Origin of the sequence: Bradyrhizobium sp. (assembly GCF_027307225.1) — a bacterium.
Lineage (GTDB): Bacteria > Pseudomonadota > Alphaproteobacteria > Rhizobiales > Xanthobacteraceae > Bradyrhizobium.
The window spans coordinates 1-12,348 of record NZ_DAHUXJ010000034.1 but is presented as its reverse complement, the minus strand read 5'-3'; the positions used below and the strand labels follow the sequence as shown (position 1 = coordinate 12,348).

The 12,348-nt window shown below is 61.7% G+C and carries 12 protein-coding genes; 8 read left to right on the top strand and 4 right to left on the bottom strand.

Going from position 1 to position 12,348, the window contains the following annotated elements; all coding sequences use genetic code 11:
- Window positions 1-87: 87 nt before the first annotated feature.
- From M6D32_RS05845 to M6D32_RS05835, 3 genes are all read left to right on the top strand, one after another.
- Window positions 88-327: a hypothetical protein gene (locus M6D32_RS05845; protein ID WP_298254275.1), complete on the top strand. Its 240-nt coding sequence runs from the start codon at window positions 88-90 to the stop codon at window positions 325-327.
- 212 nt (window positions 328-539) lie between these two features.
- Entirely contained in the window at window positions 540-3,119 is a 2,580-nt protein-coding gene (locus M6D32_RS05840) for a TonB-dependent receptor (RefSeq protein WP_298254313.1), read from the top strand.
- Window positions 3,120-3,128: 9 nt separating this feature from the next.
- The gene (locus M6D32_RS05835) at window positions 3,129-3,818 is read left to right on the top strand and encodes a Fe2+-dependent dioxygenase (RefSeq protein ID WP_298254273.1); all 690 of its coding nucleotides are present in this window, start codon (window positions 3,129-3,131) and stop codon (window positions 3,816-3,818) included.
- A gap of 14 nt (window positions 3,819-3,832) precedes the next feature.
- On the opposite strand, the gene M6D32_RS05830 is transcribed toward M6D32_RS05835, so the two are convergent.
- Both M6D32_RS05830 and M6D32_RS05825 read right to left on the bottom strand, forming a co-directional pair.
- The gene (locus tag M6D32_RS05830; protein ID WP_298254271.1) at window positions 3,833-5,206 is read right to left on the bottom strand and encodes a malonyl-CoA decarboxylase; all 1,374 of its coding nucleotides are present in this window, start codon (window positions 5,204-5,206) and stop codon (window positions 3,833-3,835) included.
- A 119-nt stretch (window positions 5,207-5,325) separates the two neighbouring features.
- Window positions 5,326-6,126, bottom strand: coding sequence for a helix-turn-helix transcriptional regulator (locus M6D32_RS05825; protein ID WP_298254269.1), 801 nt, complete (start codon window positions 6,124-6,126; stop codon window positions 5,326-5,328).
- Window positions 6,127-6,188: 62 nt separating this feature from the next.
- Between M6D32_RS05825 and M6D32_RS05820 the strand changes: the two genes are divergently transcribed.
- Together M6D32_RS05820 and M6D32_RS05815 are read left to right on the top strand one after the other, a co-directional pair.
- Entirely contained in the window at window positions 6,189-7,367 is a 1,179-nt protein-coding gene (locus M6D32_RS05820) for an MFS transporter (protein WP_298254267.1), read from the top strand.
- 178 nt (window positions 7,368-7,545) lie between these two features.
- Entirely contained in the window at window positions 7,546-8,286 is a 741-nt protein-coding gene (locus M6D32_RS05815; RefSeq protein WP_298254311.1) for a transporter substrate-binding domain-containing protein, read from the top strand.
- Between the two features lie 192 nt (window positions 8,287-8,478).
- On the opposite strand, the gene M6D32_RS05810 is transcribed toward M6D32_RS05815, so the two are convergent.
- Both M6D32_RS05810 and M6D32_RS05805 read right to left on the bottom strand, forming a co-directional pair.
- Complete coding sequence (locus M6D32_RS05810) at window positions 8,479-9,270, bottom strand: substrate-binding domain-containing protein (protein WP_298254265.1); 792 nt, start codon at window positions 9,268-9,270, stop codon at window positions 8,479-8,481.
- A gap of 282 nt (window positions 9,271-9,552) precedes the next feature.
- A complete protein-coding gene (locus M6D32_RS05805; RefSeq protein ID WP_298254263.1) occupies window positions 9,553-9,759 on the bottom strand; it encodes a hypothetical protein in 207 nt (68 codons plus the stop codon).
- 364 nt (window positions 9,760-10,123) lie between these two features.
- Between M6D32_RS05805 and M6D32_RS05800 the strand changes: the two genes are divergently transcribed.
- The 3 genes from M6D32_RS05800 to M6D32_RS05790 all read left to right on the top strand — a co-directional run.
- On the top strand, window positions 10,124-10,483 hold the full coding sequence (locus M6D32_RS05800; RefSeq protein WP_298254309.1) for a hypothetical protein: 360 nt from the start codon (window positions 10,124-10,126) through the stop codon (window positions 10,481-10,483).
- A 104-nt stretch (window positions 10,484-10,587) separates the two neighbouring features.
- Entirely contained in the window at window positions 10,588-11,421 is an 834-nt protein-coding gene (locus tag M6D32_RS05795) for an AraC family transcriptional regulator (protein ID WP_298254261.1), read from the top strand.
- Between the two features lie 153 nt (window positions 11,422-11,574).
- Window positions 11,575-12,348: SMP-30/gluconolactonase/LRE family protein (locus M6D32_RS05790; protein ID WP_298254259.1), on the top strand; the 774-nt coding region annotated here is incomplete at its 3' end.

Genomic DNA, 12,348 nt, shown 5'->3' with positions numbered 1-12,348 from the left:
CTGCGATAGCGCAATGCGCCCGCGATGGTCTAAGGCGGCTCGGCTGCGTGCGATGAAGCGCGCGGCAATGATCGAAGCCGGCACGCCATGGATGAACTGAACGGACGCATGATCGCATGCCAGCTTCTGATTGCTGGACTGATTGCACGCGTCGCCAATGATTCGAAGGACCCCTTGCGGTTCCTGACGGATTTTCGCGATGAGATGAGGGCCGTTGTCAACGGGATCAGCATTGCGGGGGCGGAAAGTTCCGAACGAGCTCGCCAGGTCGCAAAACTGACCGTCGACGAATTGTTCTCGCTGATGAAGCCGCCCGGCAGCAATTGAAGCTGGGCCGAACGGGCGTGGATGGTTCGTTGGTACCTGCGCTTGGAACGACTCTTAGATCAAATAAAAATTCAAAATTAGAATCGGTTTGATCTGGGAATATTCAAATCCCGTCGTGTTGACGGAAATTTTCTCGCCCGATAGCAACCGTCATCCGCTCACGCAGGTGGGACTGCATGAGCAGCAAGATAGTTGAAGATGGGGCGAACAACATGAATCGGGTGAGGGCACCACGCTCGCTGCGGACGAATACAGCGATCGGTTCTGTAAACGAGAGGCCGAGCGGCTATTCCAGCGGCAAGGTTTCCGCTGTGGCGGGACTCGTGGCCGTCGCGTCATTCTCGAGCGCTGAAGCGCAGCAGACGAATTTGCCGCCGGTCTCGGTCGATGCGCCGGTCGCGCGCCCCAAGCCAGCGGCCAGTGCGCCGTCGCCGGATCAGATCAAGGCGCGCAATGCGCTGCGCCGCGCGGCCAGACGCCAGCAACAGGCCAAGCCCGCTGCGCCCGTTCCCGCGCCGGCTCTGGCAGCGGATCGCGACCGCTATGCCGACCCCGCCGCGCCCTACAAGGGCGACCGGCTGCAGGCTTCGGGCAAATTCCCCGAGCCGCTCCTGAACACGCCGAAGACGGTAACGGTGTTGACCAAGGACATCATCGAGGACAAGAACGCCACCACGCTCAAGCAGGCGATCCTGAGCACGGCCGGCGTTACGCTCGGCAGCGGCGAGGGCGGCAACGCCTTCGGCGACCGCTTCTTCATTCGTGGCTTCGATGCGCGCAATGACGTCTTCATCGACGGCGTGCGCGATGCCGGCGTCAGCGTTCGCGAGAATTTCTTCACCGAGCAGGTCGAAATCCTGCGTGGCCCGGCATCATCCTTTGCCGGTCGCGGCACTACCGGCGGCGCGATCAATATCGTCGCCAAGGAAGCGCAGACCGACAAGAGCTTCTACAACATGGATACGACGTTCGGCACCGACCAGACCAGGCGGATTCAGCTCGACGTCAATCAGGTGATCAGCCCGACCTTTGCGATGCGCGCCGGCGGGATGTTCCAGGATGCCGACGTTGCCGGACGCAACTACGTCACCGATGATCGGTCAGGCGGGTTCGTCGCGACCAAGTGGACGCCAACCGATACGGTCAAGGTCACCACCGATTATATTCACACCGATCTGCACGGCATTCCCGATTTCGGCGTGCCGTATTACCGGCCAAGCGCGACGACTTCGTCGAGCAACCAGCAATTCAATACGACGGCCGGCGGCCCGTATCCGGATTACGGCGTCAACAGAAACAACTTTTACGGTTTCATATATCGCGACTTCTTCCGGGTTCAGCAGGACATCGGCACGGTCAATACCGAAGTCAAGATCACGCCCGACCTCACCTTCAACGACAAGGTGAGGGTCTCGCGTTCGCTCAACAACTATATCGGCACGTTGCCGGAATCGCCGAGCGCGCCGATCCCGCTGACGGCTGCGACGTTTACGGCCAATCCGCAGAGCCGCTATCAGGCGACGGATGTCCTCGCCAATCAGAGCGAGGCGACTTACAAGTTTAACACCGGCGATTTCAAACACACGATTTTGGGCGGCGTCGAAGTCGACAGGGAAACCTCCTCGATCGACAAATATAGTGGGTTCAGTTCGGAGCTGATAACTGGCGTCCCATTCCTGGGCTCCGGTTCCGTGGCCGGCCAAAGCGTGTTCTCGCCATCGTATAACTTCACTCCGTTCGGCACCGCGCCGACACTGATCGGAAAGCCTACTGCGATCGCGATCGACACCGTCAGCGGTTATGCGCTCGACAGCCTCAACTATCGCGACCTCGTCATTCTCAACGGCGGCGTCCGGTATGACGACTATCGCCTCAACACGTCGGGTTGGGGAACCGGCGCTCTCAACTCCCTATTCAATACGCAGTCGGCTGAATTCGGCCTGCCGAATTTCAGCCTCGGCGTCGCGCTCAAGCCGCTGCCTTACGCCAGTGTCTATGCCGCATACGCTACATCATCGAACCCAGTTGGCGCCGAGTTCGACGGTACCAGCACTGCCTACGGTGGCATTGCCCCGGTTCTCGCGGGCAATCCGAACCAGATCTTCGGACCGGAAAAGAACCAGGCGATCGAAGTCGGTACCAAGTGGGAATTGTTCAACCGGCATCTGCTGCTAACGGGAGCATTGTTCCAGACCAACAAGGAAAACGCGCGCGAGGCCTTCAACGTGAGCGGTCCGGGCAACCCCAACTGTCCCTATCCGACGGGCGTGACCGGCAACGTGTCCTGTATCATCGCAGGCTCGGCCTACTACGTTCGCGGTATCGATCTCGAGGCTGACGGCAAGATCACGGACAAATGGAGCATTTTTGGCGGCCTCGTGCTGATGCAGTCGCAGGTGACCCGGTCGAACGTGCCGGCCGCGAACATGCCGCAACCGCTCCTGTACACGACCAATGTGGGCTTGCCGCTGGCCAACGTCGCGCACCGGTCCTTCAGCCTGTTGAGCAAGTATGAGCTGACGGACGTCTGGGAGGTCGGTGGGCAGGCGGTCTATCGTTCGAAGATTTACGGCGGCCAGTTGCTGGCCGCGAACGAAGGCACGTCGATCCCGAGTTACTGGAAGTTCGACGCCTTTGTTGAAGCCAAGATCAACAAGAACTGGAAGCTCAAGCTTTACATCAACAACATCACCAACAAACTCTATTACGACGCGCTGTACCAGAGTGCTGCGCCGTTCGTTTTGGAGGCGCCGGGACGTGCGGCGTACCTGGTGCTGTCAGCGCGATACTGATCCAGGGCGATGCTGATCTGTGTTCCCAACGTACTGAGCAAGGATGAGGTGGCGGAGTTCCGCCGCCTGATGGATGCGAGCAGTTGGGAAGACGGCCGCTCGACTGCCGGTGCGCAATCCGCCATGGTGAAAAGAAACGAGCAGTTGCCGCCCGATAGCGAAGTGGCGCGCAAACTCGGCAACCGCATCGTCTCGGCGCTGGCGTCCAATCCGCTCTTCATCTCGGCCGCTATCCCGCTGCATATCTTCCCGCCGCTGTTCAACCGCTATATGGCCGCGGATGGGCATCATTTCGGCATCCATGTCGACAATGCCGTGCGCGGTGATCGACTCACGGGTCTGCGTATCCGCACCGACCTGTCGGTGACGCTGTTTCTGTCCGAGCCCGATGAGTATGATGGCGGCGAGCTTGTCGTCGAAGATCTCTACGGCTCGCAGGAGGTCAAACTACCGGCTGGCGACCTCGTGGTCTATCCGGCCTCCAGCCTCCACATGGTCACGCCGGTGACGCGCGGTGTTCGCGTCGCCTCGTTTTTCTGGCTGCAGAGCATGATCCGCGACGCCCATGCGCGAAGCCTCATTTTCGATCTCGACAACACGGTCCAGGCCCTGGTGGAGCGGCTCGGGCGCGACGATCCGGAAACGGTCAGGTTGACCGGCATCTATCACAACCTGATCCGCGCCTGGGCTGACGTATAGCCGCCACCGCGCCGTCACGCCTGCTTGGGCAAGGCGACCATGTCGAGCAGCCGGCGGCCTTCGCCCTTCAGGAGCTTCTTCACCGCGCTCGATGCAACGACAGTGACGTCATTGGCATAGGCTTCGTGATTCTTCTCGATGTCGTCGAGGCGATAGAGGTAGTTGACCATGATGCCGGCGGATTCGCGTAGTCCCTTGGACGAGACGTCGCCGAGCCAGTTGATCCGCTCGAGCCGCGCGCCGTTGCCGAGATGGAAACGCGCGACCGAATCGATCAGGCGCCCCTTGGGCGTGCGTGCTTTCAGGAAATAGTACGCGCCCAAAGTCTCGACGATTGGGCGAAGCTGGCCTTCCAGCTCGGGATTTTTCCACCAATCGGGCTCGTCGAGATGTTTGAGAACGGGGCGCTCGTCCTCGGTGACGGGAAGGTAGGCCGTTGTTTTCAGCCATTTCACAAAGCCCGGCACCGGCGACAGCGTCACGAAGTTTTCAAGCTTCGGCAATTCGCGGCGCAACTCCTCGACCACCTGCTTGATCAAAAAGTTGCCGAAGGAAATTCCACCGAGACCGCGTTGGGTGTTGGAAATCGAATAGAACACGGCCGTGCGCGCGCGGGTGACCGGCACCGGCTCGCGGTCCTCTGCGAGCAGGGGAGCAATCGCGTTCGGGATTTCCTCGGTCAGCGCCACCTCGACGAAGATCAGCGGCTCGTCGACCAGGGCGGGATGGAAGAACGCGTAGCAACGCCGGTCGACCGGGTCGATGCGGCGTCGCAGATCATTCCACCCGCCGATTTCGTGCACGGCTTCATAGCGGATGATCTTTTCCAGAATGTTGGCGGGGGTCGACCAGTCGATCCTGCGCAGCACCAGAAATCCCCTGTTGAACCACGACCCGAGCAGATGCACGATGTCACGGTCGAGCGCGACCAGGTCCTTGGTCTGCTTGTCGCTCTTCATGAGATCAAGCAGGTCGGCGCGCATGGCGACCAGGTCGGCGGTGCCGCCAGGCGCCCGGTTCAGTCGCCGCATCAATTCCTGCCGCCGCGGCTCGGAGGCAAAGTGGAGCGCGCCGCCATTGCCGTCGCCGGGCTCGCTCGCCCAGGCTTCGATGGCCTTGTTGACCTTGTCCCGGTCGGGACCGAAATTCTGCGCCAGCGCATGGAAGAAGGCACCTCGTTCGCCGGCATCGAGGTCGTGATAGCCGTCGAGAACCTCGCTCGCCATCGCGGTGCCCGAGGCCTCGCCGCGGCCGGACAACAGCGCTTCGCACAGTTCGACCAGGCCGCCGGCGTCCTCCTTGCCGTCGTCCGCGTTACCGCGCTGGAGCAGGGTGCGCCCACGCTCCGAAATGGTTGCAAGCAGGTCGCTGAAAAAGGCGTTGGCCATCGTTAACCGATCAGATTCGTTGGATGCGCGTGGATGCTAGCTAGATTTAGGGCGATGTAAGCCCCAATCAAGCACAACAATTTGTCATGCCGGCTGCGAAAAACAGCAATCAGTATCTTTTAGTCCTTTTGGACAAATTCGGTCGGCGTGCGGCCGGTAATCTGCCGGAAGGCATGCGAAAATGCGGGGAGGCTGGCATAGCCGAGCTCGCCGGCGACCTGCTTGATCGAGACGTTGGTATCGGTTGACAGCCGCTCGATGGCAGCGGCAATGCGCGCCCGCTGGCACCAGCTCTTGAAACTCAATTGGGTTTCGGATGCGAACAGCCGCGACAGCGTCCGCGCCGACGTACCCACCTCGCGCGCCAGCGTCTCGATCTCATGCAGCGCAGTGGGATCGGCGAGCACGATGCCCGCCGCACGGCGGCAACGAGGCTCGCGCGGCAACGGAAGAAACGTCGCGGAGTCCTCGGCCTGATGCAGTTCGAGCAAGGCGAGGCGGATCAAGAGACTGGTGCGGTCGCGATCGTTGCGGCCATCGAACAAAGCAAGGATGGTCTCGTGCAACAGACGTGATACCCGCACGACGAATTCCTGCGTCAGCTCTGCGTCGTCTTGCTCGCGCGCCAGCCACGCCAGATCGAAATACACCGTGCGCATGTCGATATCGGCAAGCACATCGATGGCGTGCGGAAGGCGCGCCGGAACCCATACCGCGCGATCCGGCGGCACCAGCCAGCGTCCTTTCGGCGTGGTTACCTGCATGGTGCCGCGGGCCGCATAAACCAGCTGCGCCTCGCGATGCATATGGGTGTCGAGCCGGGTGCCCCTCGGATATTCGTTGGCAATCAGGTGAATGCCGTCGCCGGTTGAAATCCGGCGTCCCTGGATCACCGCGATTGGCTTTTCGACGATATTCATTGGCCGCATCCCGTCAGGACAAACAGCTATACCTTACTCCCGGAAAATAAGGGATTCAGTCCATGAACAGCCCGGGCCGGGTGATCGGCTTCGTTAACGCCGCGCATTTCATCGACCATTATTCGATGCTGATCTTTGCGGCCGCCGTCATCATCATGGGGCCGGCGCTCGGCATGGCCTATTCCGAGTTGCTGCCTTATGCGACGCCCGGCTTCGTCGCCTTCGGCGCGGGCTCGCTGGTGACCGGCTGGCTCGGCGACCGCTGGAGCCGCCGCCACATGATGGTGATCTTCTTCGTCGGCATCGGCGCCTCGATGATTTCGGTTGGCTTCGTCCACACGCCGCTGCAGCTCGGCGCGGCGCTGTTGTCGATCGGCGTTTTCGCCTCGATCTATCATCCGGTGGGCACAGCGATGATCGTCTCTTACGCCGAGACGCTGGGCCGCCAGATGGGCATCAACGGCGTGTTTGGAAATCTCGGCGTGGCATCGTCGGCGCTCGTGACCGGCGTGGTCGGCCAGTATCTCGGCTGGCGCTGGGCTTTCATCCTGCCGGGCGGCGTCACCATCCTGATCGGGCTGTTGTTTGCGGCGACGGTCAGGCACGAGGATCGCAGCGGCGCGAAACAGGCGGCAGCGCAGGCGCGTGTCGCCAGGGAGGACATGTGGCGCGTGATCCTCGCGCTTCTGATCGTCGTGGTCGCGATCTCGACCACCTTCAACGCGGTGACAGTGGCGCTGCCGAAGCTGTTTGCCGAACGCCTGAGCGGCCTCACGCAAAGCCCGGCGCTGCTGGGCGTGATCGCGGCCGGCGTCTACGTGTTCGGCGCGATGACGCAATACACCGTGGGGCAGTTGCTGGATCGCCACTCGCTCAAGGCGGTCTCGCTGCCGCTATCCTTCGTGCTGGCGCCGTTCCTGTACTTCGCGGCCGAGCTTTCCAATCTTCCGCTCATCATCGCCGCCATCGGGGTCGTGATGGGCGCGTTCGGACAGGTGACGGTCAACGACGCGATGGTCGGCAAATACACCAGCGAGGAATGGCGCTCGCGCGCCTACGCCGTGCGCTATTTCGTCGGCTTTACCGCGGCCGGTGTTTCGGTCGGCCTTGTCGCGTGGCTCTATCAGCAAGGCGGATTTGTCACCATGCTGCACGCTTTCTCCGGCCTGTGCCTGCTGACGATCGCTGCTGCCCTCATTCTGCCGGTGGAAATCCGTAACCCCGCGGCCCGGTCCAGCTGAGCCCGCGAACCGCGAGGCCTGTGCGCCGTGCTTTCCGGGCGCGGTGTTGCGCTCCCTCCCAATTAGCCATAATGCAGCTTCAAGGCCCAAACGCGTAGCAGCGGGCCAGCGGGAGCGGGTCATGCGTCATGTATTTTTTCAATGCATTGGCGGTCTCATTCTGGGGGGTACGATCATGATGAGCAGCCCTGCCAATGCCGATCCGCTGAAGGATGAAATCGCGCCGACCGGCAAGCTGCGGGTGGCGATCGGGATCAGCCCGGCCGGTGGCGCCTATTGGTCGACAAAAACGGAAAAGGGTTACGCCGGCGTGCCGGTTGATCTCGGCAAGGCCATGGCCGATCAACTCGGCCTTCAGGTCGAATACGTCCCGTTTCCGAATTCGGGGCAGATCACGGATGCGGCCGCCAAGGGCGCCTGGGATGTTAGCTTCCTGCCCGAGGATGCCGAACGCGCCAGGAAGATCTCATTCGGCCCGATCTATGAGGTCGCGGAGGCGACCTACATCGTCAAGGCGGGCTCGACGATCAAGGACTATGCCAGTCTCGATCAAGTCGGCGTCAACGTTGCGGCCGTCAACAATACCACCACCATGCGCGGCGCGGTGGCGCATCTGAAGAACGCCAAGGTCACGGGCTATCAGACCTTCGACGAAATCTTCAATCTGCTGAAGGACGGCAAGATCGATGCCTTTGCGCTCTCGCGCGACCAGCTCAATGCGCTTGCGAAAAAGATTCCGGGTTCGCGCGTGCTGGATGAAACCTTCAAGCAGACGGTCACCGCGGTCGCCGTGCCGCTCAACCATCCGCTGTCGCTGCAATATGCCAGCAAGTTCCTGACGGATGCCAAGACCAACGGCCTGTTGCGCAAGGCCTTCGACAATAACGTCCTGAAGGACACGCCGCTACGGGCGAAGTAAGACGCTTCTTGATCCCTCCCCCGCGAGCGTGAGCGAGCAGCGGGGAGGGAAGGACGAAGCGAAGCGGAGGCCAGGGTGGGGTTCTTTTCATTGTACCCCCACCCGACGCTCTCTGGACGACGCTTCGCGTCGCCGAGATCGCGCCACCCTCCCCGCAAGGGGGAGGGATAAGAGAGCGCTTTGCGGAAACAGCTACTTCCCGCCCGTGATCGGCTCGAGGCCGCTGTTGACGATCGTCTCTTTGGCCGCAGGCGAAGCGAGGAACTTGATCAGCGCCTTGCCAGCCTCTGCCTCTTTCGCTCCGGCGGCGATGCCGGCGGAAAACACCGTGATCTTCTGCAAAGAGTCCGGCAGCGCGCCGACGATATCGACGCCGTGAACCGGCTTCAACTCGCTGATCTGCTGAAGACCGATCTCGGCTTCGCCCTTCGCCACGATTTCGGCCACTGGAGTAGCGGGAATCTTTTTCGCCTTGTCCTTCATCTCCGCGGCGATGCCGAGCTTGTCGAACATCACGGTCGACACATAGACGCCGCTGGCGCTGTCGGAAAAGGCGACGGACTTTGCCGCGAGCAGCGCGTGCTTCAGCGAATCCGCCGTCGAGATGTCGGGCTTCGGGCTACCTGCCTTCACCGCCACGCCGATCCTGGAATTGACGAGATCGACCTTGCTGCCCGCGACCGCCTTGCCTTGCTTGATCAGGTCGTCGAGCGCATAGCCCACCAGAATCAGAACGTCGGCAGGTTCGCCGCGTCCGAGCCGAACCGGGATCGCATTGACCGTGGTGCCCATCGACGGGCCGTAGGCCGTGACGACCTTGTTGCCGGTTGCCTTCTCGAATTCGGGTACCAGCGCGTTATAGGCCGCGGACAATCCGCCCGAGATCATGACGTGAACCTCGGCCGCTTGCGCCGAGCCGGCCAGCCAAAGGGCTGCGGCAACGCCGAGCGTCAGATGGCGGAATTGGCTGGTTCGAAAGCGCATGGAAATTCTCCCCGGGTCGTTTTGCCGATACCTATTAGCGGGGAGCGGCGCGCGTGCAAAGCCGGAAGCGGCCCGGTTAACCTTTGGGAGGCAGTCCTATCACCCTGTGAAAATACGCCGGGCGCTATCTGGTGTCCGCCGGCGCAGCCTGCGACGACATCTAGCCGTGAACATCGGCGTACACGGTGATTCGGCTGATTCGGGCGCGGTTCGTTCCGCGCGCGTTCCTGGTCTTAACGGCGATATGTTTTCACGTCGCATTTTGAGACAGGTCATACGCCTTCAGTTTCGGTGCCGCCGCCAGGCGACAACGTTGGCCTCGAGCGCGTCACCGGACTCATGATTGCGCCACGCGCCGTCGACATAGCGGCAGGCGAACGGCAGTTCATAAGTGCCGCTCTGATCTTCGCACAACACCTGGACCGGCAGATCAGGCGGCGGCGCTCCCTCACCATCGAATTGGGCCAGCCGTTTCTCGCGCGTTGCCATGTCTAATGCCCACTTTCCGAAGTTCGTGCTCCGTCGCAGCGCCCACCTTCACGAACTTCGGAAAGTCATGGGCACTAGCAAATCTATTGATTCTAGTACCGCCTTATCGATCTGAAGTCCCTGATCGAATTCGCCGCTTGCGGTGCAGGGACTTCAGATCGGCGGTGCCAGTTCACTTCCGTTGCATTGTGCCGGGCGATGGCCCGCGCACGGCGATCAAGGTCAACGCCCGATTGGGGTGGCAGTGTGGTAGCATCCACAGCCCAAAGGCCCGCTCGCAACAAGTTTACTGCACAACATATATTGAAATGAGGTTTGCATGATCAGCCGATTGGCTCTCGGCTTTTGCGTTGTGGCGCCGTTCATGTTTGGCGCAGGCTTCGCCCGTGCGCAGGACGTTCCCGGCATCGAAATCTGCACCGTCGAAAAGACGATGGAGCGGCGCACCAGCTGCCTGCAAAGCAACGTCGAGTTCCTCCAGAAGACCATCGCCAGGCTGGCGCTGGACCATCAGCAGAAACTGGACGCCGCAAAGGCGCAGATCGATGCGCTGAAGGCGAACGTCGTCGCCTTGCAAAAAATTGTCGATGACCTGAAGGCGGCGCAGGGCAAGACGGCGGATGTCGCGAAGAAGACCGACACGTCATCGCCAAAAGATGCGGCTGCCAAAGACGCGACAAAGGACGGGAGCGCCAGGGACGCGGCGAAGCAAGGCGGGAAGTAGATTTGTCTTTCCGCCAAGCGCAACGGCAATCAAGTGCGGTGGGCGAGGCTTGCGCATAATGGGCCGCTTCGCGTGGAGTTCGTCGATCCCGAGAATCTGGTCCCATGAATCCTGCCCGGAAAGCGCTCTGGTTCATCGAAAGCCATCTGGCCGGCGAGCTCACGCTGGACGACATCTCCGGTATGGCTGGGGTGTCGCGCTTTCACATGGTCCGGGCATTCGCCGCCGCGACTGGCTTTTCGGTGATGCGTTATGTGCGGGCGCGCCGTCTCAGCGAGGCGGCGCGGGCGCTTGCGTCTGGCGCGCCCGATATCCTCACAGTGGCGCTGGATGCGGAATACGGCTCTCACGAAGCATTCACCCGCGCATTCCGCGACCATTTCGGGCTTACGCCCGAGGCGGTTCGCAGTCTTGCGTGCATCGACGACCTCAAGCTTCAGGAGCCGATCCAGATGGATTCCTCATTCACCAAAAATCTGAACCCGCCTCGCTTCGAAATCTCAAAGCCCTTGCTGGTTGCCGGTGTCGGCGAGCGCTACAATCACGAAAACGGCGCTGGCATTCCCGGACAATGGCAGCGCCTTCACCAGGTGGTCGACGATATTCCACACCGCATCGGCAAGGTCGCTTATGGCGTCTGCTGCAACGGCGACGATGCCGGCAATTTCGACTATGTCGCGGGCGTCGAAGTGTCCGATTTCTCAGGACTGCCGCGGCCGTTTTTCCGTGTGCGGATTCCCGAACAGCGCTTTGCGGTGTTCACCGATCGCGAGCATATCTCGACCATTCGCCGCACCGTCAACACGATCTGGAACCATTGGTTGCCGGCCTCCGGCCTCAAGGTCGCGGACGCGCCGAATTTCGAACGTTACGACGAGAATTTCGATCCGGTCACCGGCAATGGCGGTTTCGAGATCTGGGTCCCGGTAAAGGAATAAGTTCGTTCTCGAACTCCCGGCAGGACAGCCCTGCGCAGCGGCGGCGCTGCGGCTGCTTGCAAGCGCTGGCTGCTTTGCCTTAACGTTGCGCCAAGTCGAGCGTGACGGGCATGGCGCGCTGGCGCGTTCCAATAATATGCCGGGAGGGAATTGATGGCCGAACTTCGCGTGCTCGCGACAGACCTGGAATTTCCCGAAGGCCCGGTGGCGATGCCGGACGGCTCAGTGGTGCTGGTCGAAATCCGCGGGCAGCGGCTGACGCGGATCCATCCCGACGGACGCAAGGAAGTGGTTGCGCAGATTCCCGGCGGGCCGAACGGCGCGGCGCTCGGCCCCGACGGCAAGATTTACATCTGCAACAATGGTGGTTTCTCCTGGATTCCGACCCGTCACACCGTCATGCCGGGGCCGCAGCCGGACGATTATCTCGGCGGCTCGATCCAGCGCGTCGACTTGCAGAGCGGCAAGGTCGAGACCGTCGTGACCAGATGCGGCGAGCATGCGCTGCGCGGCCCGAACGACCTGGTCTTCGACCGGCATGGCGGGCTCTGGTTTTCCGATCTCGGCAAGCGGCGCGCCCGCGAGATGGATGTCGGTGCGTTCTATTATCTCAAGCCCGGCATGAAGGAAATCGTCGAGGGCGTTCATGGCGTGTTGCCCGCCAACGGCATCGGCCTGTCGCCGGACGAGAGCACCGTCTACATCGCGGAGACGCCCACGGCGCGGCTGTGGGCCTATGAAGTCTCGGAGCCCGGTACGATCAAGCCGCGCGACGTGATCTATCGCGGCGAGCGCGGCAGACCGATCGCGGGGCTCGGCGGCTACCAGATGTTCGATTCACTCGGGCTCGAAGCCAATGGCAATGTCTGCGTCGCAACGCTGATCTCGGGCGCGATCTCGGTGATCGCGCCGGATGGAAAACTGGTC

What these genes read in the sequence shown, in the direction of transcription:
- M6D32_RS05845 (WP_298254275.1), top strand. Translation starts at nt 88, where the DNA reads ATGGATGAACTGAACGGACGCATGATCGCATGCCAGCTTCTGATTGCT.
- M6D32_RS05840 (WP_298254313.1), top strand. Translation starts at nt 540, where the DNA reads ATGAATCGGGTGAGGGCACCACGCTCGCTGCGGACGAATACAGCGATC.
- M6D32_RS05835 (WP_298254273.1), top strand. Translation starts at nt 3,129, where the DNA reads ATGCTGATCTGTGTTCCCAACGTACTGAGCAAGGATGAGGTGGCGGAG.
- M6D32_RS05830 (WP_298254271.1), bottom strand. Translation starts at nt 5,206, where the DNA reads ATGGCCAACGCCTTTTTCAGCGACCTGCTTGCAACCATTTCGGAGCGT.
- M6D32_RS05825 (WP_298254269.1), bottom strand. Translation starts at nt 6,126, where the DNA reads ATGAATATCGTCGAAAAGCCAATCGCGGTGATCCAGGGACGCCGGATT.
- M6D32_RS05820 (WP_298254267.1), top strand. Translation starts at nt 6,189, where the DNA reads ATGAACAGCCCGGGCCGGGTGATCGGCTTCGTTAACGCCGCGCATTTC.
- M6D32_RS05815 (WP_298254311.1), top strand. Translation starts at nt 7,546, where the DNA reads ATGAGCAGCCCTGCCAATGCCGATCCGCTGAAGGATGAAATCGCGCCG.
- M6D32_RS05810 (WP_298254265.1), bottom strand. Translation starts at nt 9,270, where the DNA reads ATGCGCTTTCGAACCAGCCAATTCCGCCATCTGACGCTCGGCGTTGCC.
- M6D32_RS05805 (WP_298254263.1), bottom strand. Translation starts at nt 9,759, where the DNA reads ATGGCAACGCGCGAGAAACGGCTGGCCCAATTCGATGGTGAGGGAGCG.
- M6D32_RS05800 (WP_298254309.1), top strand. Translation starts at nt 10,124, where the DNA reads ATGTTTGGCGCAGGCTTCGCCCGTGCGCAGGACGTTCCCGGCATCGAA.
- M6D32_RS05795 (WP_298254261.1), top strand. Translation starts at nt 10,588, where the DNA reads ATGAATCCTGCCCGGAAAGCGCTCTGGTTCATCGAAAGCCATCTGGCC.